Annotated in this window: 20 protein-coding genes and 1 pseudogene; 13 read left to right on the top strand and 8 right to left on the bottom strand. The window is 64.5% G+C overall.

What is annotated here, in order from left to right; translation table 11 throughout:
* From B0T39_RS18110 to B0T39_RS18085, 6 genes and pseudogenes are all read right to left on the bottom strand, one after another.
* Positions 1-478 (bottom strand): annotated as a pseudogene (locus tag B0T39_RS18110) (nitric oxide reductase); the annotation flags it as partial.
* A gap of 5 nt (positions 479-483) precedes the next feature.
* Complete coding sequence (locus B0T39_RS18105; RefSeq protein ID WP_081549040.1) at positions 484-1,287, bottom strand: CbbQ/NirQ/NorQ/GpvN family protein; 804 nt, start codon at positions 1,285-1,287, stop codon at positions 484-486.
* Between the two features lie 10 nt (positions 1,288-1,297).
* Positions 1,298-1,552: a cytochrome C oxidase subunit IV family protein gene (locus B0T39_RS18100; RefSeq protein WP_081549038.1), complete on the bottom strand. Its 255-nt coding sequence runs from the start codon at positions 1,550-1,552 to the stop codon at positions 1,298-1,300.
* A 403-nt stretch (positions 1,553-1,955) separates the two neighbouring features.
* On the bottom strand, positions 1,956-2,531 hold the full coding sequence (locus B0T39_RS18095) for a cytochrome c oxidase subunit 3 (protein WP_254894593.1): 576 nt from the start codon (positions 2,529-2,531) through the stop codon (positions 1,956-1,958).
* Positions 2,532-2,891: 360 nt separating this feature from the next.
* Entirely contained in the window at positions 2,892-4,319 is a 1,428-nt protein-coding gene (locus tag B0T39_RS18090) for a cbb3-type cytochrome c oxidase subunit I (RefSeq protein ID WP_048409438.1), read from the bottom strand.
* Between the two features lie 33 nt (positions 4,320-4,352).
* Positions 4,353-4,844, bottom strand: coding sequence for a c-type cytochrome (locus B0T39_RS18085; protein ID WP_277345094.1), 492 nt, complete (start codon positions 4,842-4,844; stop codon positions 4,353-4,355).
* Between the two features lie 90 nt (positions 4,845-4,934).
* Between B0T39_RS18085 and cobA the strand changes: the two genes are divergently transcribed.
* The 4 genes from cobA to B0T39_RS18065 all read left to right on the top strand — a co-directional run bounded on the left by cobA (position 4,935) and on the right by B0T39_RS18065 (position 7,870).
* Positions 4,935-5,834 (top strand): uroporphyrinogen-III C-methyltransferase, encoded by a 900-nt coding sequence (gene cobA / locus B0T39_RS18080; RefSeq protein WP_081549034.1) that lies wholly within the window; start codon positions 4,935-4,937, stop codon positions 5,832-5,834.
* Positions 5,831-6,259 (top strand): hemerythrin domain-containing protein, encoded by a 429-nt coding sequence (locus B0T39_RS18075; RefSeq protein WP_081549032.1) that lies wholly within the window; start codon positions 5,831-5,833, stop codon positions 6,257-6,259. The genes cobA and B0T39_RS18075 overlap by 4 nt, the downstream gene beginning before the upstream one ends.
* The gene (locus B0T39_RS18070) at positions 6,256-6,537 is read left to right on the top strand and encodes a DUF2249 domain-containing protein (RefSeq protein WP_081549030.1); all 282 of its coding nucleotides are present in this window, start codon (positions 6,256-6,258) and stop codon (positions 6,535-6,537) included. Before B0T39_RS18075 ends, B0T39_RS18070 begins: the two co-directional genes overlap by 4 nt.
* Before the next feature lie 70 nt (positions 6,538-6,607).
* Positions 6,608-7,870, top strand: a complete 1,263-nt coding sequence (locus tag B0T39_RS18065) for a hypothetical protein (RefSeq protein ID WP_081549028.1) — start codon at positions 6,608-6,610, stop codon at positions 7,868-7,870.
* Between the two features lie 123 nt (positions 7,871-7,993).
* On the opposite strand, the gene B0T39_RS18060 is transcribed toward B0T39_RS18065, so the two are convergent.
* Entirely contained in the window at positions 7,994-8,350 is a 357-nt protein-coding gene (locus B0T39_RS18060) for an NADH-quinone oxidoreductase subunit A (protein WP_019103334.1), read from the bottom strand.
* 399 nt (positions 8,351-8,749) lie between these two features.
* Here B0T39_RS18060 and gdhA point away from each other — a divergent pair, with 399 nt between their 5' ends.
* Positions 8,750-10,090 carry an NADP-specific glutamate dehydrogenase gene (gene gdhA / locus B0T39_RS18055; protein WP_081549025.1) on the top strand — a complete coding sequence of 447 codons (1,341 nt, stop codon included), beginning with the start codon at positions 8,750-8,752 and terminating at the stop codon, positions 10,088-10,090.
* Between the two features lie 83 nt (positions 10,091-10,173).
* Here gdhA and B0T39_RS18050 read toward each other — a convergent pair whose 3' ends face one another.
* A complete protein-coding gene (locus B0T39_RS18050) occupies positions 10,174-12,537 on the bottom strand; it encodes a penicillin-binding protein 1A (protein ID WP_081549023.1) in 2,364 nt (787 codons plus the stop codon).
* Positions 12,538-12,727: 190 nt separating this feature from the next.
* Here B0T39_RS18050 and B0T39_RS18045 point away from each other — a divergent pair, with 190 nt between their 5' ends.
* The 8 genes from B0T39_RS18045 (at position 12,728) to B0T39_RS18010 (ending at position 19,908) form a co-directional block, all read left to right on the top strand.
* Positions 12,728-13,765: a pilus assembly protein PilM gene (locus B0T39_RS18045; protein WP_240937353.1), complete on the top strand. Its 1,038-nt coding sequence runs from the start codon at positions 12,728-12,730 to the stop codon at positions 13,763-13,765.
* Positions 13,765-14,352 carry a PilN domain-containing protein gene (locus B0T39_RS18040; protein WP_081549019.1) on the top strand — a complete coding sequence of 196 codons (588 nt, stop codon included), beginning with the start codon at positions 13,765-13,767 and terminating at the stop codon, positions 14,350-14,352. The genes B0T39_RS18045 and B0T39_RS18040 overlap by 1 nt, the downstream gene beginning before the upstream one ends.
* A complete protein-coding gene (locus tag B0T39_RS18035) occupies positions 14,349-14,963 on the top strand; it encodes a type 4a pilus biogenesis protein PilO (RefSeq protein WP_081549017.1) in 615 nt (204 codons plus the stop codon). Before B0T39_RS18040 ends, B0T39_RS18035 begins: the two co-directional genes overlap by 4 nt.
* A 12-nt stretch (positions 14,964-14,975) precedes the next feature.
* On the top strand, positions 14,976-15,494 hold the full coding sequence (locus B0T39_RS18030) for a pilus assembly protein PilP (RefSeq protein WP_081549015.1): 519 nt from the start codon (positions 14,976-14,978) through the stop codon (positions 15,492-15,494).
* A complete protein-coding gene (pilQ, locus tag B0T39_RS18025; protein WP_081549013.1) occupies positions 15,491-17,614 on the top strand; it encodes a type IV pilus secretin PilQ in 2,124 nt (707 codons plus the stop codon). Before B0T39_RS18030 ends, pilQ begins: the two co-directional genes overlap by 4 nt.
* Before the next feature lie 70 nt (positions 17,615-17,684).
* Positions 17,685-18,245, top strand: coding sequence for a shikimate kinase AroK (aroK, locus tag B0T39_RS18020; protein WP_081549011.1), 561 nt, complete (start codon positions 17,685-17,687; stop codon positions 18,243-18,245).
* Between the two features lie 2 nt (positions 18,246-18,247).
* On the top strand, positions 18,248-19,327 hold the full coding sequence (aroB, locus tag B0T39_RS18015; RefSeq protein ID WP_081549009.1) for a 3-dehydroquinate synthase: 1,080 nt from the start codon (positions 18,248-18,250) through the stop codon (positions 19,325-19,327).
* A 197-nt stretch (positions 19,328-19,524) separates the two neighbouring features.
* A complete protein-coding gene (locus tag B0T39_RS18010) occupies positions 19,525-19,908 on the top strand; it encodes a type IV pilus assembly protein FimV (RefSeq protein ID WP_254894591.1) in 384 nt (127 codons plus the stop codon).
* Positions 19,909-19,945: the final 37 nt, after the last annotated feature.

Here is a 19,945-nt window from a genome sequence, read left to right as displayed (position 1 = left end):
GGCCGGCGGGGTTCGGCCGCTGCGCCAGCGCGGCCGCCGCCAGCCGGCGGTAAACGGCGGCCAGGCCGGGCATGTCCGCCAAGGCGCGCGCCGCGGCCAGGCGGTTGCGGCTCAGCCAGTCTCCGTCGCTATCGGCCGCGTAGGCGGCCTGGGCCAGCAGCCAGAAGTAACAGTCGCGGTTGAGGGCCGCGCTGGGAAAACAATCGATGCGTTCCGGCAGATAGAGCGCCTGGCTGTCCCGCCAGGCCAGCTCCATCCGCGCGCCGGTGCCGGCCAGCCGTTGCAGCCAACCGCGGCGCGCGCCGTGTTCGGTGCCCACGGTGGTGCGCAGCGCCAGCGCCGGGTCGCCGCCCATGGCGCGGAAGAACAGCGGCGCTTGCGCCGTCACCTGCGCCAGCTCCGCCGCGTATTCCGGAAAGCCGCGCCGCGCCACGCGCCGCGCCAGTTTGTCCCACCAGCCGCCGACAATGTCTTCCATGCCGTTCAGCCGGGGAATTGGGTCTGGATCACCGCCAGCAGCGCCGCCACGGTGTCGGCGTCGTCGCTCAGCGGTTCCGCCAGCGCGGTGCGGCAGGCTTGCCAGGGCGGCAGGCCGGCCTGGATCAGTTTGGCGGCGTACACCAGCAGCCGCGTGCTGGCGGCTTCTTCCAGGTCGTAGCCGGACAAGCGCCGCAGCTGGCCGGCCAGCGTCACCAGTTGGCGCGCCAGCGCTTCGCCTATCTCGCTTTCCAGCATCAGCACGCCGATTTCCACTTCCGGCGGCGGAAAATCGAAGCTCATGGCGACAAAACGCTGGCGGGTGCTGGGCTTCAGCGTTTTCAGCACGTGTTGGTAGCCGGGGTTGTAGGACACCACCAGCATGAAGCCCGGCGGCGCTTGCAGCACTTCCCCGGTGCGTTCCACCGGCAGGATGCGGCGGTCATCGGTCAGCGGGTGCAGCACCACGGTGGTGTCTTTGCGCGCTTCCACCACTTCGTCCAGGTAGCAGATGCCGCCTATCCGCACCGCGCGGGTCAGCGGGCCGTCGCACCAGACGGTGGCGCCGTCGGCGATCAGGTGGCGGCCCACCAGGTCGGCGGCGCTCAGGTCATCGTGGCAGGAGACGGTGATCAACGGCAGGCCGAGCCGCGCCGCCATATGGGCGACGAAGCGGGTCTTGCCGCAACCGGTGGGCCCCTTGATCAGCACCGGCAGTTGCTGACGCCAGGCGGCTTCGAACAGCTCGCACTCGGCGCCTTGCGGCTGATAGAAGGGGACGGGGATAGTCAGGAGTTCAGGCGCGTTCATCGGCGTTCCTTCAGATAAAGCTGAGCAGCAGCGCTGCCGACACTAGCGCCAGCCAGCCCTGCACCAGCGCGCGCAGCCAGCGCGGCGCGTCGCGCAAGCCCATATAGCGCTCCACCAGCAACACGCCCTTGAGCCAGGCCAGGCCCAGCGCGATCAGCGCCAGATACGGCAGCCGGCCGCCTTCGGCCAGCCAGGCCGCCAGCAGGGTCAGCCCGGACAGCAGCAGCCACAGGCCGGTTTGCGCATGGGGGGTGGGATAAGTCATGAGGGCATGATGCCGATGCGGCGCGATGGCCGCCTTGATGCGAAATAAGGCTTTGCGCTTGTCGCCAAGAAGCGGGTCTATCCTCCGCGTTTTTAGCTTACGTCAGTGCGAAGAACAGCATGTATCCGACGCTCCCCTGGTCCCTTCAAGCCTGCCGTCGGGTGGCAGGCCCGAGGTCTTAAGCGGCTGCTTGTTCGAGCAGCGCGACGTTAGCGCGGTGCGAGTTCAGCCGCGCCTCGGGCCTGACGGGACCCGGCGGGAAGCCGCAGGCCAGGCTTGCAGGGCGGCCTTTAGGGTAAAGGGAGATTTGGCCGCGCAAATCTCCCTTTCCGTTTGCCGGGCGGAACCGGCCCTAAATCATCATCCGCGCAGCGGATTCAAAACCCGGAACATCATAAGCTCCCTAACGCGCCACATACACCAGGGCGAACAACAGCAACCACACCAGATCCACCATATGCCAGTAGGCGGCGGCGGTTTCCACCTCGTCCATCGATCCCGGCTTGTAACGACCGTCGCGGGCCAGCCGCCACACCGCCGCCACAATCACCATGCCCAACACCACGTGCAGGAAATGAAACACCGTCAGCGACAGGTAGAACATCCAGAAGTCGTTGCTGGACATAGTAATCCCTTGCAAGGCCTTGCCCACCAGCTCATAGCCTTTCAAACCGAGAAAGCCGCCGCCGGCCAGCAAGGTCAGCGCCAGCCAGCGCCGTCCGGCGCGTTGCCGGTCGGCGGAAAAGGCGCTGAGCGCGGCCAGCATGGCGGCGCTGCCGGCCAGCAGCAACAGGGTGTTGAGCGTGGGCAGGCCCAGCTCCAGTTCGCCCTGCCCTGCCGCGAACAGCGCCGGCTGTTGCCGGCGGGCCCAGGCGTAGGCCAGGAAGAACACGCCGAACACCGCCAGCTCGGCCAGGATGAAACACCACATCGCCAGATCACCCGGCACGCGGCGCTCCGGCGGCGCGCTTAATCCCATAAGGGCCTCCATCTTGCTCTATCCGATTTCCTAGGGTTCCAGGGGTGCCGCTTGCAAGGTGCGAGGAAGCCGCGTGCTCGACGCGCTCCAACTCCCTTCAAGCCTGCCGACGGGTGGCAGGCCCGAGGTCTTAAGCGGCGGCTTGTTCGAGCACCGCGACGTTAGCGCGGTGCGAGTTCAGCCGCGCCTCGGGCCTGACGGGAACCGGCAGGAAGCCGCAGGCCAGGCTTGCAGGGCGGCCTTTGGGGTGAAGGGGAATTTGGCCGCGCAAATTCCCCTTCCTGCTCGCCGGGCAGCCCCGGCAATCAAAATCATTATCCGCGCAGCGGATTCAGATCATGAGCACACTCAAAACTACCCTCAATCCTCGCGCTTGCCGGTAACGAAGAAGCTGATCACGTACAACACCAGCCCGCAGAAGAAGCTGATGCCGAACACCCAGCGCCCCCAGTAGATGGGCATGATCCGTTCCTGCGTTTCCATGAAGGACAGCGGCGTGGCGGACATCCGCTGCAACCACACCTGGACCGCGCCGGCGGCGGTCAGGCACAAGGTGATGGCCACGATGGACAGGGTCATCACCCAGAACGCGGTTTTTTCCACCTTCTGCGCCTGCGCGCAATTGGCCTCGCGGCCGCGCAGCAGCGGCATGGTGTAGGAAATCATGGTCAGCACCACCATCACGTAAGCGCCGTAGAAGGCCATGTGGCCGTGGGAGGCGGTCACCTGGGTGCCGTGGGTGTAGTAGTTGACCACCGACAGCGTGCCGATGAAGCCCCACACCCCGGCGCCGAGGAAGGACATCACCCCGGTGCCCAGCGCCCACAAGGTGGCGGCCTGGTTGGGGTGTTCGCGGCGGCGGCGTTTGACCATATTGAAGGCGAACAGGGTCATCATGAAGAAGGGCACCGGCTCCAGCGCGGAGAAAATGGAGCCCCACAGCTGCCAGTAAGCCGGCACGCCTATCCAGAAATAATGGTGGCCGGTGCCGATGATGCCGGTGATCAGGGTCATGGCGATGATCAGGTACAGCCATTTTTCGATCACCTCGCGGTCCACCCCGGTCACTTTCACCAGGACGAAGGCCAGCATCGCGCCCATGATCAGTTCCCACACGCCTTCCACCCACAGGTGCACCACCCACCACCAGTAGTACTTGTCCAGCACCAGGTTGTTGGGATTGACGAAGGAGAACAAGAAGAACACGGCCAGGCCCCACAGGCCCAGCATCATCACGATGCTGATGCTGGTCTTGCGGCCGGCCAACAGGGTCATGGACAGGTTGTAGAGGAAGGACAGCGCCACCAACACGATGCCCACCTTGGTGATCAGCGGCTGTTCCAGATAGCCGCGGCCCATGGTGGGTAGCAGATCGTTGCCGGTGAGCCGGGCCAGCTCATGGTAGGGCAGGCCCAGGTAGCCGAGTATGGTCAGCGCGCCGGCCACCAGGAACACCCAGAAGGTGATGATGGCCAGCCGCGGGCTGTGCAGTTCGCGCTCGCTCTCCTCCGGGATCAGGTAATAGCCGGCGCCCATGAAGCCGAACAGCAGCCAGACGATCAGCAGGTTGGTGTGCACCATGCGGGCGGTGCCGAAGGGCACGGCGGGAAACAGGAAATCGCCGATCACGTATTGCAGGCCGATGATCAGACCAAACACGATCTGACCAATAAACAGGCCGATGGCGGCGATGAAATAGGGTTTGGCCACGGCCTGCGAGCGGTAGCGCACCTGCGCGACAGCTGCGGTCGCGCCGCGCGGCGGCGTGGCCACGGTAGCGTTGCTCATTGTGTTCTCCAAAGATGAAGGGATGGGACGGGATCAGCCCTCGATATTGGGCGGCCAGTTATTGGTGTTGATCTGCGACGCGTACTTCAGGAAGGCCACCAGGTCGTCCAGCTCGGCCGGGTTCAGATGGAACTGCGGCATCTGGCGGCGGCCCGGCGCATTGGTCGGCATCGCCTGCATCCAGCCCTTGATGAATTCCGGGCCGCGGCGCACGTAGACGTTGCCCAGCTCCGGCCCGAAGTAAGCGCCCTCGCCCAGCAAGGTGTGGCAGCCGCCGCAACTGCGCGTCTCCCAGATTTTCTTGCCGCGCACCGCTTGTTCGGTGAGCTGGGCCTTGGCGTTATGGCTGGGCAGGGCCAAGGTGGTGTCCAGGGTCAGCCCCAGAAACAACAGGAAAAAGAAAACCGAGCCGCCGTAAAAAATATTGCGGGCGGTCGATTTGGTGAAGCTCGCGCTCATCATGTCCTCCTCGAATGCTTGCACCGCCAGCGCGGTACTCGGGCCGAACTGTACGGATTCGGGCATCCCGGGAGCATTGATTCGAATCAACGATTTCCGGCCCTCCGGCTTCCTACACTGGCGCCATCCGCCATCGCCAACCGCAAGGAGGCCACCATGATCCGCCCTGTCACCCCTCTTCCCCGCGCCGGACTGGACGCCGCTGCCGCCCCGCCCTTTCCGCCCGGCAGCGTCGCGCTGCTGGGGGCCGGCCCGGGCAGCGCCGATCTGCTCACCGTGCGCGCCGCGCAGCGCCTGGCCCAGGCCGACGCGGTGCTGTACGACCACCTGATAGACGCCGAGATCCTGCAATTGGCGCCGCCCTCGGCCCGGCGCGTCTGCGTCGGCAAACGCGCCAGCCGCCACACCTTGCCGCAGGCCGAAATCAACCAGTTGATGATCGCGCTGGCGCGCCAGGGCCTGCGCGTGGCGCGACTGAAGGGCGGCGATCCCTTCATGTTCGGCCGCGGCGGCGAGGAGATGCGTGCGCTGTTGGCGGCCGGCATCCGCTGCGAGGCGGTGCCCGGCGTCAGCGCGGCGCTGGGCGCGGCGGCCAGCCTGGCGCTGCCGCTGACCCATCGCGACTACGCCCAGGGCTGTCGCTTCGTCACCGGCCATCGCCGCGAAGGCGCGTCGGCGCTGGCCTGGACCGCGGACAGCGGGCCGGACGAAACCGTGGTGGTCTATATGGGCTTGGGCGAGGCCGCCGTCATCGCGGAGCGGCTGCTAAGCCATGGCCGCGCGCCGGATACGCCGGTGGCCATTGTCGAGCAGGCCTGTATGCCGGGCGAGCGCTGCGTCTGCGGCCGCTTGTCCGAGCTGGGCCGGCTGGCGGAGCAATACCGGCTGCGCGCGCCGGCGCTGTTGATCATAGGCGGGGTGGTGCGCTTGCATCAGGAACTGGCGGCGCTGCGCGCGGGGCTGGGCCAGGGTTTGGGATTCCTTGATCCCGGTCATTCAGCCGCCCCCGCCGCAGCGGCCATACTGCGCGCTCCATCCCACGAGTACACGCCATGAGCGCCATCGACACCCTTGTTGAGCAACACCGCGCCTGCGACGCGCGCTTCGCCGATTGCGAAATCGCGGCCCGCGCGCAGGACTGGGCCTTGGCCCTGAGCCATTTCCAGGCTTTCCGCCGGGAGATGGAAGCGCATTTCGCCGTTGAAGAAGACGCGCTGTTCCCGGCTTTCGAAGCCGCCAGCGGCAGCAGCATGGGGCCGACCCGCATCATGCGCATGGAGCATCAGGACATGCGGGATTTGCTGGAGGACATGGACGAGGCGCTGGCCGCGCAGCATCTGCAAGCTTTCCTGGGCCTGAACGACACCCTGCTCATCCTGATGCAGCAACACAATATGAAGGAAGAAAACGTGCTCTACCCCATGTGCGCGCAAGCGCTGCCGGAGATGGCGGAGTTGATTGCGGAAGGCGCGCAGCCATGACCCCGCAAGACCTGCGCCACCTGGCGCCGCCCAAGCCGATGGAGATCATCCTGGACGCCGCCGAACAGATGCGGCCCGGCGACAGCCTCGCCTGGGTGCTGCCCCATCATCCCACCCCGCTGCTGCCCATGCTGGAAAAAGCCGGCCTGCTGTATCGCTTTGAACTGTCGGGAGACGGCGGCGTCGTGCTGATTCTTAGTGCCGGTTCAAAGTCTCGCGAGCAAGAGCGAGACAAGGCGAAAACGGTTGAAGAAGCGGAATGTACAGGTGGTACATGAGCATTCTGAAAGCGTTTTTAACGCCGTATCGCCGAAGCGCAGCAGACTTTGAACAGGCTCTGAGCCGGCTATGAGCCAGGCCTGGCTAGACTACCAGCAGGCGCCGCCGCTATGGCTGCCGCTGGCCCATATGCTGGCCGCGCCCTGCTGGCTGCTGGCGACGGCGGCCTTGTTGGCGGCGCTTCCTGACGGCGCGCCCTCGCGCTTTCTGCCCGAGGTGCTGGCGCTGACCCACGCGCTGGCGCTGGGCGTGCTGGGCAATGCGATGCTGGGATCCTTGTGGCAGTTGCTGGCGGTCACGGCCGGGGTGCCGATTCCGCATCCGCGCCGGCTGCTACTGGCTTGTTTTCTGCCCTTGCAGGCCGGCTGCGCGCTTCTGGTGGCCGGTTTCCAACTGGGTCTGTCGCCGCTGTGGCTGCAGACGGGCGCCGCGCTACTGACGCCGGCCTTGCTGACGCCGGCGCTGTTCGGCCTGCGCGGCTTGCTGCGCAGCCCGGCGCGGGACGCCGGCAGCCGGGGCCTGCGGCTGGCGCTGTGCGCCCTGGCCGTCGCCGCCTGTCTTGGCGCAGCCCTGGTGTTGCTGCTGGGCGGCCGCATCGCGCTGCCCTTGGGCCCCTTGCTGGACAATCACGTGCTGTGGGCGGCGCTGGGCTGGCTGTGGCTGCTGGTGCTGTCGGTGGCGCGCACGGTGATCCCGATGTTTCTGGTCACGCCGCCGCCGGCGACGGGGCGGCTGCCGCGGGAAACGCTGTTGTTCGGCCTGCTGTGTCTGAGCAGCGCCGCGCTGATCTGGGGGGCGCCCGCCGCCGTCGCCAGCCTGCTGGCCGCGCTGGGCTTATTCGTACTGTGGCAGGGCCTGCGGCAGTTGAACGCCTTGAGGCGCAGCCAGCGCCGCGCCGACCCTTTGCGCCGCGGCTGGCAAGCCTGCCTGATCTGGATGACGGCGGTCGCGCCCTGCGCGCTCGCCGCGCGCCTGCTGCCGCTGTCGGAATCGCCGCCCATGCTGGCCGGCTGGCTCTGGCTGGGCGGCTTCGGCCTGGGCGCGGTGCTCGCCATGCAGGGCAAGATCCTGCCCTTCCTCGCCTGGCTGGACCTGAAGCAGCGCGGCCTGCCCAGGCGGCAATTGCCGGCCACGCATGAATTGCTGGGCGAGGCCTCCCACCGCCGGCTGCTGAGCCTGCACGGCGTCTGGGTCGGCTGCGGCCTGGCCTGGATCCTCAGCGGCTATCGCCTGCCGCTGTTCGCCGCCGCGCTGGGACTGGGACTTTACTGGGCCGGGCTGGCGGCGGCCTTGTTGCGTCGCTATCTCGCCGGCCGGCGCGCCTTGGCCTGAGAGCCTGTTCAAAGTCTGCCGCGCTTCGCCGATACGGCGTTGAACAGGTTCCGGAGCCGCGCCCCAAAAACAAACCCGCGCCGGCAAAGCGGGCGCGGGTGAGGGCGATGGCTCAGCCTATCGTCAGTCCCACTGCAAAGCGCCCTTCTTCCATTCATAGATGAAGCCGACGACCAGCACGCCCAGGAACACCGCCATCGCGCCCAGGCCAAAACCGCCCAGCTCCTTCAACGTCACCGCCCAGGGGATCATGAAGGCGACTTCCAGATCGAACAGGATGAACAAGATGGCCACCAGGTAGTAGCGGACGTCGAAGCGCATGCGCGCGTCTTCGAAAGCCTCGAAGCCGCATTCATACGGCGACAGTTTTTCCGGATCCGGCCGATTAGGCCCCAACAACTTGCCCATCAGCAGCGGCACCACGCCCACCAGCAGTCCGACAACGATGAATAACAGGATGGGAAAGTAATTCTGCAGCATGGGGCCTACTCCTCCGAATGGTTTGGAAAGAGAGATAGACCACCCCCAAGCTCCAAGTTTGCACCTTGGGGGAAATATACCGTTGGAAAGCGGCCCGTCATGACGACCAGGCCGGGCGGAGAGCAACGGGGATATCGGTTACACTGAGGTTTTCCGCGCCGCCCGGCCACCCCGAGCGACGCGGCTCCCGGCCCCGCGTCCGATCGGACCCGCTCGCCCCCGCCGCTCCGCGGCAAGCTCGCCCGCCACCCGCGGCCAGGCAAACATACCACCGCTTCGCCGGACACCTCGCTCACAACTCATATCAAGCTTCGGCGCTGCGGACCGCTCTTTTACACGACCCATGACAACACAGGGCCGCCGACGCCTGCGCGGCCCGCCAGACCAAAGGTCTTGTCCATGCATCATGCTCTTCAAACTTTATTGGATCGGGTCCGCCTGCGCGACCCGGAACAGACCGAATTCCACCAGGCGGCGGCGGAAGTGCTGCACGGCCTGGACGATTTCCTCCGCAGCCATCCGCACCTCTTCGACCACGGCCTGCTGGAACGGCTGCTGGAACCGGAGCGCGTCATCCTGTTCCGCGTGTCCTGGGTGGACGATCACGGCCGCGTCCAGGTCAACCGCGGCTACCGGGTGCAGATGAACAGCGCGCTGGGCCCGTACAAGGGCGGCCTGCGCTTCCACCCCTCGGTGACGCTGGGCACGCTGAAATTCCTGGCTTTCGAACAAACCTTCAAGAACGCCTTGACCGGCCTGCCGCTGGGCGGCGCCAAAGGCGGCGCTGACTTCGACCCCAAGGGCAAAAGCGAGGGCGAGGTGATGCGTTTTTGCCAGGCTTTCGCCAGCGAGCTGTTCCGCCACATCGGCGCGGAAACCGATGTCCCGGCCGGCGACATTGGCGTCGGCGCGCGCGAGATCGGCTATCTGTTCGGACAGCACAAGCGCTTGAGCAATCAGTTTTCCGGCGTGTTCACCGGCAAAGGGCCGAGCTACGGCGGCAGCCTGATGCGGCCGGAGGCCACCGGCTACGGCCTGGCGTATTTCGTCGAACGCATGCTGGCCACGCGCGGACAAACGCTGGCCGGCCAACGCGCGACCTTGTCCGGCTCAGGCAACGTCGCGCTGTACGCGGCGGAAAAGCTGCTGGCGCTGGGCGTCCGGGTGATCAGCCTGTCGGATTCGGAAGGCACGCTCAGCCTGCCGGACGGCCTCAGCCCGGACTTGCTGGCGGCCTTGGTTGAACACAAGCACCAGCGCCGCGGCCGGCTGGCCGCTTTCGCCGCCCACCATGGCCTGGACTTTCTCCTTGGGCAGCGGCCGTGGCGTTTGCGCTGCGATATCGCGCTGCCCTGCGCCACGCAAAACGAGCTGGACGCCGACGACGCGGAAGCCTTGTTGGCCAATGGCTGCTTCTGCGTAGCGGAAGGGGCCAATATGCCCTGCTCCGCCCAAGCGGCGCAGCGCTTTCAGCGGGCCGGCGCGCTGTACGCGCCCGGCAAGGCGTCCAACGCCGGCGGCGTGGCGGTGTCCGGCCTGGAAATGAGCCAGAACGCCACCCACCTGCCCTGGAGCGCTCAGGAAGTGGACGCCCGGCTGCGCAGGATCATGGAGGAGATTCATGAGGCCTGCGTGCGGCATGGAAGTCAGCCGGACGGCGCGGTCGACTACGCCCGCGGCGCCAATGTGGCGGCCTTCGGCAAGGTGGCCGCGGCGATGCTGGCGCAAGGCGTGATCTGAGCGAGCGCCAAGAAAAAAGCCCCGCCGGAAGGCGGGGCTATGCAGCATTGAATGGAAAACGTTTTTAGAACCTGTTTACGATCTTAGAACAACTGGTCTTTGACGTTCTCCACCGCATCCTGAGCGGCCGGCTTGTCCGGCGTCTCGCTGGCGCCGCCGCTGGCGTCGCCGCCCGAGCCCGGCACCGCGCCGTGGTTGTCCACCTTCAGTTCCGGATTGGTCTTCTGGAATTCTTCGTAGTAGTACTCGTCGCCGCCGCGCTGGCCGGCGCCCGCCTTGACCACGATGCCTTCCGGTACCGGCATGTCCACTTCCGGCTGGCCCTTGAGCGCGTTGGCCATGTAGTTGATCCACACCGGCAACGCCGCGGTGCCGCCGTAGCCATAACGGCCCAGCGAGCGCGGCTGATCGAAGCCCACCCAGGCGGCGGCCACCAGATTGGGGTTGTAGCCGACGAACCAGGCGTCCTTCCAATCCGAGGTGGTGCCGGTCTTGCCGGCCAGATCGGTGCGACCCAGGCTCATCGCGCGGTAGCCGGTACCGTAGCGCACCACATCCTTGAGCATGGAGCTCATGATGAAGGCGTTGCGCGGGTCTATCGCCTGCGGCGCGTTCTGGCCTGCGACGGTAGGCACGGTCTTGGCCAACACGCGGCCGGACTGGTCTTCGATGCGGTCGATGAAATAGCCCTTGCTGCGGTAGCCGCCGTTGGCGAACACCGAGTAGCCCTCCACCATTTGCAGCGGCGTCACCGCGCCGGCGCCCAGCGCCATGGTCAGGTAGGCCGGATGCTGCTTGGCGGCGAAGCCGAAACGCTGGATGTACTGCTGGGCGTAATCGGTGCCGGTGGCCATCAGCACCCGCACGGACACCAGGTTTTTGGACTGGGTCAGGCCGCTGCGCATGGTGATCATGCCGGCGAATTTGCCGTTGTCGTTCTTGGGTTCCCAGCGCTGGCCGTCCGCACCCACCACCGACAGCGGCGCGTCGTTGATCATCGTAGACGGCGTCAGGCCGCGCTCGATGCCGGCGGAGTAGATGAAGGGCTTGAAGGTGGAGCCAGGCTGACGCCAGGCCTGAGTCACATGGTTGAAGCTGCGGCGGTTGAAGTCGAAACCGCCCACCAGCGAGCGGATCGCGCCGGTGCGGGTATCCATGGACACGAAAGCGCCCTCCACTTCCGGCATCTGCACGATTTCCCAATAGCCTTTTTCATGCGCGCGGATGCGGATTACCGAACCACGGCGGATCTGTTGCGCGGCGCTCACCTTGCCGCCCAGAGCGCGGCGGGCGAAGTCCAGGCCGTTGCCCTTGATCACCGCCACCTTGCCGCCGCGCATATAAGCGCGCACTTCCGCCGGGCTGGCGGACAAGACGATGGCCGGCAACATGTCGCCGCTGTCGCGCAGCTCGCTGATGGCGTCGTCCAGCGCCTCGGTCTGCTGCTCGCCTTCGGCGCCGGACAGTTCCACCGTGCTCTCGGGGCCGCGATAGCCCATTTTGCGGTCGTAATCCACCAGACCGGCGCGCAAGGCATCGTACGCCCATTTCTGATGGCGGCTGTCCAGCGTGGTGTAGACCTTGAAGCCTTCGGTGTACGCCGATTCGCGATAGCGCTCATACATCGCCTGGCGCACCATTTCCGCCACATACTGCGCCGGCTGGCTGCTGCTGTCCGCGCTCTGGCTGGCCAGCTTCATCGGCTCCGCCAAGGCGGCGTCGTATTGCTCCTGCGTGATGAAGTTGAGCTCGCGCATCCGGCGCAGCACGTATTGCTGGCGCAGACGGGCTCGGTCAGGATTGACGATGGGGTTGTAGGCGGACGGCGCCTTGGGCAGGCCGGCCAGCATCGCCATTTCCGCCACGGACAAGTCCGCCAGCGGCTTGCCGTAATAAGCCTGAGCCGCGGCGGAGAAGCCGTAGGCGCGCTGCCCCAGATAGATCTGGTTGAAGTACAGCTCCAGGATCTGGTCCTTGGTCAGCGTGTGTTCGATTTTGAAGGCCAGCAGCGCTTCGTTGAACTTGCGGGTAAAGGTTTTCTCGCTGGACAGAAAGAAATTCTTGGCCACCTGCATGGTGATGGTGCTGGCGCCAGAACGGGCGTGTCCGGACACCAGATTGCCCACTGCCGCGCGCACCACGCCGACGTAATCGACGCCGCTGTGCTGGTAGAAACGCTCGTCCTCTGCCGCCATCACCGCCTGCTTCATCAGCTGCGGCACTTCGTGGATGCGGGAGAAAGAACGACGTTCTTCGCCGAATTCGCCTATCAGTTGATTGTCGGCGGAATATACGCGAAGGGGAATTTTCGGACGATAGTCCGTCAGTACATCAAGACTCGGCAAGCGCGGGTAGGTTATGATGATTGCAATGGCGCCTGCGCCAGCAACCAATACGGCTCCACCTAGAAACAGACCTGCAAGTATTGCGAGGATTCGTCTTAGCATATTTACAATGGGCTTTCACTGGAAACCGGATTATAACGTCTTGTGAAAGCACGCAAGACAAACAATGGCAGCGACAGGCCAAAAAACTGTCGCATAGGACCAATCGAGGCACCTGATGCTTATCGACAAACTCAAATCCGCCCCGCCCTGGCTAGAACAACTTGGATTGGGGAAGGCCAAAAATGTTCCAATGTTGGGACTGGATATCAGCAGCACCGCCATCAAACTGGTGGAGCTATCCCGCTCGGGTAAAAATTGCCAGGTTGAGCGCTATGTGATTGAAATCTTGCCCAAAGACGCGATCAGCGACGGCAACCTGGTGGACATCGAAGGCATAGCGGAAACCCTGCGCCGCGCCTGGAAGCGGCTGGGCAGCCCCACCCGCCACGTCGCCATCGCGATTCCCACGGCGATGGCTATTTATAAGAAGCTGCTGGTACCGGTCAGCCAGACCGACAACTTGGCGGAATTGATCGAATCCGAAGCCAACCAGAGCATTCCCTTCCCGCTGGAAGAGGTGAACCTGGACCATCAGGTGCTGGGGCCGGCGCCGTCCAGCATCGACGATCTGGAAGTGCTGCTTTGCGCCGCCCGCAAGGAAAAAGTGGAAGAGCGCGTGGCGGTGGTGGAAATGGCCGGCCTGCGCGCTCAGGTAGTGGACGTTGAATCTTTCGCCATGATGACGGCTTTCGAACAGGTCGAGCAGCAGTTGCCGGAACAAGGCATGAACCAGACCTTCGCCCTGTTCGACATCGGCGCCACCCGCATCCACTGCAACGTTATCCGCAACAACCAACAAGTTTATTACCGCGAACAGGTGTTCGGCGGCCAGCAATTGACGCGCGACATCCAGCGCCGCTACGGCATCAGCTACGAAGAAGCGGAAAGCGGCAAACGCGGGATGAGCCTGCCGGACGGCTATGAATCCGAACTGATGCATCCCTTCGTCGATTCTCTGGCCCAGGAGATACAGCGCGCGCTCCAGTTCTTCTACACCACGGTCAGCGTGTCGCAATACCTGCGCGTCGACTACATCCTGCTGGCCGGCGGCTGCAGCATGCTGCCGGGCCTGGACGACGCGGTGGCCGGCCGCACCCAGATCAGCACCATGATCGCCAACCCGTTCAGCACCATGGTGCAATCCAGCCATATCCGTCTGAAGGAACTGCTGATGGACGCGCCGGCGCTGCTGGTGGCCTGTGGCTTGGCCATGCGGAGGTTCGACTGATGATACGCATCAACCTCCTCCCGCACCGCGAACAGAAAAAAGCGGCGCATCGGCTGCGCTTTCAGGTGATGTTGGGACTCACGCTGGTTGCCTCGCTGACCTTGGTGGTGCTCAGCTATCTGATCATCGGCGGCCGCCTGTCCCATCAACAACAGCGCAACGACTTCCTGCAAGGCGAAATCTCCAAGCTGGACAGCCAGATCAAGAATATCGGCACCTTGAAAAAGCAACGCGACGACCTGCTGTCCCGCAAGCAACTGGTGGAACGGCTGGAGCAGGGCCGCAACGAGGGCGTGCACGTTTTCGACCAACTGGTGCGCCAGACCCCGGACGGCGTCTATCTGAAAAACTTCAAGCAGGCCGGCAACCAATTCACGCTGTCCGGCTACGCGCTGTCCGGCGCTCGGGTTTCCAACTATATGCGCAGCCTGGCGCAATCCAATGTTTTTGACGTGCCGGTGCTGGTCGAAGTGAAGGCCGCCAGCGTCAACGGCCAGCGCGCCAACGAATTCACCCTGAACTGCAGTCTGCGCGAAGCCGCCCCGCCCAAAACCGGCCAGCCCACCGCCCCCGGAGCCAAACCATGACGCTGGACGAATTGCGCACGCTGGACCCCAAGGACATCACCAATTGGCCGCTGCAGGGCCAGGTTATCGCGCTGGCGCTGTTGGTCGCCTGCTTCGTCGGCCTCGGTTATTTCTTCGTGCTCAGCGATGAACTGGACCGCCTCAACGGCGCCAAGCAACAGGAAGAGCAGCTCAAGCAGACTTACGTCGACAAGAAACGCCAGGCGGTCAACCTGGACGCGCTGCAACAGCAGTTGAAGGAGATCGATGCCTCCTTCGGCGCCCTGCTCAAGCAGCTACCGACCAAATCCAATATGGACACGCTGCTGACCGAGATCAACCAAGCCGGCATCGGCCGCGGGCTACAGTTCGAGCTGTTCCGGCCCAATCCGGAAATCAAGACAGCCGAGATGGCGGAAGTGCCGATCACCATTCGCCTGACCGGCAGCTATAACGACTTGGCCGCCTTCGTCAGCGATGTGGCGCAGCTGTCCCGCATCGTCACCATCGTCGACATCAGCCTGACGCCGGACGCCAAGGGCGCGCGCCTGACCATGGACGCCACCGCCAAAACCTTCCGCGCGCTGGAGCCCGAGGAGCGGGCCGCGCAGCCGGCCCCCGCCAACAAGTGAGCCGCAAACCCCATGACAAGAACTCTCGCTTGCTTACTGCCCTTGTTGCTCGCCGCCTGCGGCAGCAGCGACACCGATGATCTGCGCCAGTGGATGCAAACCAGCACCCAGGGCCTGCGCGGCCAGATTGAGCCGCTGCCCCAGGCCCAGCCCTACCAGCCGTTCGCCTACCAGGCCTTCGACCTGCTAGACCCCTTCAATTCGCAGAAACTCGCCGCGGCCAAGAACCAGAACCTGGCGAACGCGCCAGACATGAAGCGGCCGCGCGAAGCGCTGGAAAACTACGATCTGGACAAGTTGAAGATTGTCGGCGTCATCCGCCGCGGCGGCGCCAACTACGGCCTGGTACGCACGCCGGAAGGCGCGATTTACCGTGTTCAGGCCGGTAATTTCGTCGGGCCCAATTTCGGCCAGATCAAGAAAGTCGGCGACACGGACATCCAGTTGACCGAGACCGTGGAAGATTTGAACGGAGAATGGGTGCAGCGCAACACCAGCATGTACCTGGACGAACAAGGGCAAAACAAATGAGCAAGCACTCCATCAAACTGTTGTCCGGGCTGGGCCTGTCCCTGCTGTTCAGTTTCGCCGACGCCGGCCCGGCGATCACCGCGATCCAGCTCGCCAACGGCGACGGCGACCAACAGGTGCTGCAAGTCAGCTTTGACGGCCCCGCCGTCCAGCCCAACAGCTTCGCCATCGCCAACCCTCCGCGCATTGCCTTCGACTTCGCGGGCGCCAGCGTCAAGATGGCCAAGCCGCAGCAAGACTTCGGCGGCCCGCTGGTAAAATCCGCGGTGGCGGTGGAGGCCAACGGCCGTTCCCGGCTGGTGCTGAGCCTAAGCCGCAACGCGCTGTACAGCAGCAGCGTGGCCGGCAACACGCTGCGGGTCACGCTGAACCCGAACCTGGGCAACGCCGCTCAAGCCGCCACGCCGGTGGAGCGCCCCGCGGCAAGCCAGCAAACCGCCGCGCGCCCAAGCCAGGCCCAGATCGCCAGCGCTCAGCCGCTGGCGCTGGACTTCCGCCGCGGCAAGAACGGCGAAGGCCGGGTGGAGATCAAGCTGCCGTCCGCCAATACCCCGGTCGATATCCGTCGCGAAGGCAAACAATTGCTGGTGGACGTACTGGGCACTCAACTGGACAGGCAGAATCAGCGACGCCTGGATGTGTCCGACTTCGGCACCCCGGTGTCCAAGATCGACGCCCGCAATCAGGGCGGCAACAGCCGCATCCAGATCCAGCCGCAAGGCGACTGGGATTTCTCCTCCTACCAGACCGACGGCCAGTTGGTCGTCGAAATTCGCCGGCCGGCGCCGGAATCCGCGGCCAGCGCCGACGCCAACCAGAAACCGCAGTACAAAGGCGACAAGCTGTCTCTAAACTTCCAGAACATCGAAGTGCGCACCGTCTTGCAGGTGATCGCCGAATTCACCGGCCTCAACATCGTCACCAGCGACTCGGTCAACGGCAACATCACGCTGCGACTGAAAGACGTACCCTGGGACCAGGCGCTGGACCTCATCCTGCAAACCAAGGGCCTGGACCAGCGCCGCGCCGGCAACATCATTCAGATTGCGCCGCGCGAGGAGTTGCTGGCGCGCGACAAGCAGGTGCAGGAGGCCAGGCAGCAACTGGCCACGCTGGAGCCGGTGCGCTCGGAAACCTTCGTGCTGCGCTACCGCTCGGCGGAGGATTTCAAAAAGGTGCTGGACGGCACGAACACCACCGGCAAGAAGGAAAGCATTCTGACCGAGCGCGGCAGCGCGCTGATCGATCCTAAGACAAATACGCTGATCATCAACGATACAGGCAGCACCATTGACAAGATCCGCGACATCATAGGCAAGACCGATGTGCCAGTGAAACAGGTGCTGATCGAAGCGCGCATCGTCGAGGCCACCGACAACTGGAGCCGCAATCTGGGCGTCAAGCTATCTTTCGACCGCGTCGGCAGCACCGGCATCATTTCCGGCGGCGGCTTGACCAACGCCATCACCAACGCCAATGGCCGCCTGGGCATCGTGGGCGGCGCTGCGCAAACACCCTATGTCATTTCCCCCGGCGTCAATCTGCCAATCACCAACCCGGCAGGCTCGCTGACCGCACTCTATAGCGTGGGCAAGTCCGCCATCATCGGCCTGGAGTTGCAGGCGCTGCAGACCGAGAACAAGGGACGGGTGATCTCCAGTCCACGCATCATGACCGCGGACCGGCAGGAAGCCACCATCGAACAGGGCACCGAGATTCCCTATCAGGAAGCCTCGTCCAGCGGCGCCACCTCCACCTCGTTCAAAAAGGCGGTGCTCAGCCTGAACGTCAAGCCGCAGATCACGCCGGACAACCACGTGATGCTGGACATCAAGGTCAACAAGGACAGCGTCAGCCCTACGCTGACCGTGGGAGGCACTCCGGCACTGGACACCAAGAAGGTCAACACCCAGGTGCTGGTGGAGAACGGCGGCACGGTGGTGATAGGCGGCATCTACCAGCAGCAAATCAGCGACATCGTCAACAAAGTGCCGCTGCTCGGCGACATTCCCTTCCTGGGCGCCCTGTTCCGAAGCTCGCAGAAGTACGACAACCGCACTGAATTGCTGGTCTTCATCACACCGCGCGTGGTGGAGGACCTGAGCAGCAATAATCAGTAAAACCCCGGCCCCGGCAGCGCCCCAGGCGCTGATGCAACGCCGAAAGACAGCGCGGCCAAGCTCGGCTACAATGCCTGCCATGGAGAAACCGGCAGGCAATTTTTTTCTGGTCGGCTTGATGGGCGCGGGCAAGACCACGGTAGGCCGAGCTTTGGCGCGGCGCACCGACAAAACCTTTTACGACTCTGACCACGAGATCGAGGCCAGAACCGGCGTACGCGTCGCGACCATCTTCGACATCGAAGGCGAACTGCGCTTCCGCGACCGGGAAACCTCGGTCATCGCCGACCTCGCCCGCCTGGACAACATCGTGCTGGCCACCGGCGGCGGCGCCATCATCCGTCCGCAAAACCGCGCCTGCCTGGCCGCTCACGGCACCGTGATCTATCTGCGCGCCACCATAGACGATTTGCTGGCCCGCACCCTGCACGACAAAAACCGCCCATTGCTGCAGATCGCCAACCCCAGGGGCAAGCTGGAAAGCCTGTTTCAGGAACGCGACCCCTTGTACCGCGAAGTTGCCGACATCGTCGTCGACACCACGCAGCAGAATGTCAGCCTGCTGGTTGCCCATCTGATGGAGCAGCTCTCCGCCCTCCCCCCCAAACACCGCCCCGAACAAGGAAGCTGATTGTGATTACTCTCGACCTGATCCTGCCCGACACCCGTTACCCGATTCACATTGGCCGGGACTTGCTGGAACAGGTCGAGTTGCTGCTTCCCCATCTGCCCTTGCCCAAGGTCGCCATCGTCAGCAACGAGACCGTGGCGCCGCTGTATCTGGCCCGGCTGCAACAAGCGCTGGCCCGGCACCGGATCGATTCCTTCAGCGTTGTCTTGCCGGATGGCGAGCAGCATAAGGACTGGAACACGCTGAACCTGATTTTCGACGCGCTGCTGTCGCGCAACGCCGAACGCAAGACCACCTTGATCGCGCTGGGCGGCGGCGTCGTCGGCGACATGACCGGCTTTGCCGCCGCCTGCTATCAACGCGGCGCGCCCTTTATCCAGATCCCCACCACCTTGCTGGCGCAGGTCGACTCCTCGGTCGGCGGCAAGACCGCGATCAACCATCCGCAAGGCAAGAACATGATAGGCGCGTTCTACCAGCCCAAGGCGGTGATCGCCGACATGTCGCTGCTGGACACGCTGCCGGAGCGCGAGTTGTCCGCCGGCCTCGCCGAAGTGATCAAGTACGGTCTGCTGGGCGACGCCGCCTTCCTAGGCTGGCTGGAAGAGAACATGCCGCGCCTGCGCGCGCGCGACCCCGACGCGCTGCAGCACGCGGTCAAGCGAAGCTGCGAGATGAAGGCGGACATCGTGGGCCAGGATGAAAAGGAGCAAGGCGTGCGCGCCCTGCTCAATCTGGGCCACACCTTCGGCCACGCCATCGAAGCTGGCCTGGGCTACGGCGTCTGGCTGCACGGCGAAGCCATCGGCGCCGGCATGGTGCTGGCCGCCGCCGCCTCCGCCGAATTGGGCTGGCTGTCCTCCGCAGACGTTGAACGCGTGCGCGGCCTGGTGGCCGCCGCCGGCCTGCCGGTCAAGAGCCCGCGGATGCCGCTGGCGCGCTGGCTGGAGCTGATGAGCCACGACAAGAAGGTGGAAGCCGGCACCATCCGATTTGTGCTATTGCAACAACTGGGCCAAGCCACTATTCAGGCCGGCCTGCCCTCTGCAATACTCGAGAAAATACTGAACAGCAATAGTTAGCGTTCAAACGGCATCGGTACAGATCCGATAAGGATTTCTACGGATTGCCGCTAGCGCCGCTTCATCAGAATAATGAATCTACCGGAGATGGAGAAGGCCGGCTGGTCAGCCCCGCATAAAGCTTGAAGCCAGAGCGCACAATATCGGGGAACCGCCGGCGAGGCCAAGTCGTTGCAAAGCGGAAGGGGAGAAGCCACATGGTAGCGTTGAGCGCGTTTGCCGCCAGTTTTGGACTGATGGCGGGATATTACGCCCTGCAATTCTTATGGAAGAAAGTACGTTACACCAAGCCGTGTCAGCGCGGCATCGATCCGGTGGGCGAGGCGGAAGTTTTCCTCGCCTATGGCCGTACCCGCGACGCGGTGCGGGTGCTGAAGGATTCGCTGCGCGACAATCCGGACGATCTGCCGGCCAAGGTCACTTTGTTGCGAGCCTACTCCAGCGAATGCAATCGCGAGGCCTACTGCCTGCTGGCGCGCGACGTTCAGTCGCAAGTGCAAGGCCAGCCGGTTTGGCACACCATTCAGGAGAACGGCCGCCGCTTAGCGCCGCAGGACCCGCTGTTCGAAATCAAGCTCTGAGAACGGCTTACAATCTGCTGCGCGTCGACGATACGGC

The sequence above is a fragment of the Chromobacterium haemolyticum genome (genome assembly GCF_002081825.1).
Lineage (GTDB): Bacteria > Pseudomonadota > Gammaproteobacteria > Burkholderiales > Chromobacteriaceae > Chromobacterium > Chromobacterium fluminis.
The sequence above is the reverse complement of the archived record's forward strand: the minus strand, read 5'-3'. Positions and strand labels throughout refer to the sequence as shown.

What these genes read in the sequence shown, in the direction of transcription:
- aroK (WP_081549011.1), top strand. Translation starts at nt 17,685, where the DNA reads ATGCCTGCCATGGAGAAACCGGCAGGCAATTTTTTTCTGGTCGGCTTG.
- B0T39_RS18035 (WP_081549017.1), top strand. Translation starts at nt 14,349, where the DNA reads ATGACGCTGGACGAATTGCGCACGCTGGACCCCAAGGACATCACCAAT.
- B0T39_RS18040 (WP_081549019.1), top strand. Translation starts at nt 13,765, where the DNA reads ATGATACGCATCAACCTCCTCCCGCACCGCGAACAGAAAAAAGCGGCG.
- pilQ (WP_081549013.1), top strand. Translation starts at nt 15,491, where the DNA reads ATGAGCAAGCACTCCATCAAACTGTTGTCCGGGCTGGGCCTGTCCCTG.
- B0T39_RS18030 (WP_081549015.1), top strand. Translation starts at nt 14,976, where the DNA reads ATGACAAGAACTCTCGCTTGCTTACTGCCCTTGTTGCTCGCCGCCTGC.
- cobA (WP_081549034.1), top strand. Translation starts at nt 4,935, where the DNA reads ATGATCCGCCCTGTCACCCCTCTTCCCCGCGCCGGACTGGACGCCGCT.
- B0T39_RS18090 (WP_048409438.1), bottom strand. Translation starts at nt 4,319, where the DNA reads ATGAGCAACGCTACCGTGGCCACGCCGCCGCGCGGCGCGACCGCAGCT.
- B0T39_RS18095 (WP_254894593.1), bottom strand. Translation starts at nt 2,531, where the DNA reads ATGGGATTAAGCGCGCCGCCGGAGCGCCGCGTGCCGGGTGATCTGGCG.
- gdhA (WP_081549025.1), top strand. Translation starts at nt 8,750, where the DNA reads ATGCATCATGCTCTTCAAACTTTATTGGATCGGGTCCGCCTGCGCGAC.
- B0T39_RS18070 (WP_081549030.1), top strand. Translation starts at nt 6,256, where the DNA reads ATGACCCCGCAAGACCTGCGCCACCTGGCGCCGCCCAAGCCGATGGAG.
- B0T39_RS18105 (WP_081549040.1), bottom strand. Translation starts at nt 1,287, where the DNA reads ATGAACGCGCCTGAACTCCTGACTATCCCCGTCCCCTTCTATCAGCCG.
- B0T39_RS18075 (WP_081549032.1), top strand. Translation starts at nt 5,831, where the DNA reads ATGAGCGCCATCGACACCCTTGTTGAGCAACACCGCGCCTGCGACGCG.
- B0T39_RS18010 (WP_254894591.1), top strand. Translation starts at nt 19,525, where the DNA reads ATGGTAGCGTTGAGCGCGTTTGCCGCCAGTTTTGGACTGATGGCGGGA.
- B0T39_RS18045 (WP_240937353.1), top strand. Translation starts at nt 12,728, where the DNA reads ATGTTGGGACTGGATATCAGCAGCACCGCCATCAAACTGGTGGAGCTA.
- B0T39_RS18060 (WP_019103334.1), bottom strand. Translation starts at nt 8,350, where the DNA reads ATGCTGCAGAATTACTTTCCCATCCTGTTATTCATCGTTGTCGGACTG.
- B0T39_RS18100 (WP_081549038.1), bottom strand. Translation starts at nt 1,552, where the DNA reads ATGACTTATCCCACCCCCCATGCGCAAACCGGCCTGTGGCTGCTGCTG.
- B0T39_RS18050 (WP_081549023.1), bottom strand. Translation starts at nt 12,537, where the DNA reads ATGCTAAGACGAATCCTCGCAATACTTGCAGGTCTGTTTCTAGGTGGA.
- B0T39_RS18085 (WP_277345094.1), bottom strand. Translation starts at nt 4,844, where the DNA reads ATGCCCGAATCCGTACAGTTCGGCCCGAGTACCGCGCTGGCGGTGCAA.
- B0T39_RS18065 (WP_081549028.1), top strand. Translation starts at nt 6,608, where the DNA reads ATGAGCCAGGCCTGGCTAGACTACCAGCAGGCGCCGCCGCTATGGCTG.